The organism is Neisseria sp. P0009.S007 (assembly GCF_051962515.1).
On the sequence record NZ_JBQCVF010000711.1, the window covers coordinates 1 to 857 of the forward strand.

Genomic DNA, 857 nt, shown 5'->3' on the forward strand with positions numbered 1-857 from the left:
ATATATTGGCCGTTGATGGTAACGAGCATGTCGATACCGCATTCTTGAATCAAGGCTTTGACTTTGGCGGGAATGGCGGCTTTCGGACGGCCGGTGGCAATGGCAGTTAAAATGCCTTTGGCTTTCAATGCGCGCATGGCTTGGGCAACCGAAGGACGCAGGGTATCCGTGTATTTGCGGTAGAGGGTGTCGTCGATGTCAAAGAAGATGATTTCAGGATTGTTCATGGTTTACTCATCGGGCTGGGTATACACAGCTTTCATTGAAAATTGTGTGAACAGCTTGTGTATAAATTGGTTTAGTATTTGATTGCTATTATAAAAATAAGTTCTGATTAAAATTTAGGCAGAGTTTTATTTTGAGAATAAAGCGGAAAGTTATTCACAATAGGCCGTCTGAAAATTTGGTTTTCAGACGGCCTTGTTTTAAGCAATCAAACGGATATTTTCTTTGTCTTGTCTGAATTTGTTTTTAATCACGAGAGGCAGGCTGCTGTCGAAATACCAGCTTCCATCAGGCAATGCCAACGCGCCGCCGGCGCAGAGCAGGGTAATGCTGTTTCCGGTCAGGGGGTCGGTTTCGGTAATTTCAATTTCGTGCGCTTTGCCCCAATCAGTTACGGGGAGTAGGGCAGCAAGCTCGGTAATGCGTTGGTTTTGATGTTTGATGCCGTTTGGCTGGCGGCAGTTGCCATTGCATTTTCCGACAGCCTCAACAGGGCAGGGTTCGCCCTTTGCGTAGCCGGTCGGCAAAATATTGAGCGAATCTGGGCAGAGTCTGTGTTCTTGCGACCATTGCGTCAAAGCGCGTTTGGCTGCTTTTTTGTGGGCAAACAAACCGTAAGGACGCCAGTTTCT

The 857-nt window shown here is 46.9% G+C and carries 1 protein-coding gene and 1 pseudogene; both read right to left on the bottom strand.

Features of this window, described 5'->3' with window-relative positions; genetic code table 11:
* The coding region (locus ACTHS3_RS15865) for an HAD hydrolase family protein (RefSeq protein WP_440368489.1) at window positions 1-227 on the bottom strand (227 nt) is incomplete at its 3' end.
* A gap of 198 nt (window positions 228-425) precedes the next feature.
* Window positions 426-857, bottom strand: a pseudogene (locus ACTHS3_RS15870) (3'-5' exonuclease); the annotation flags it as partial.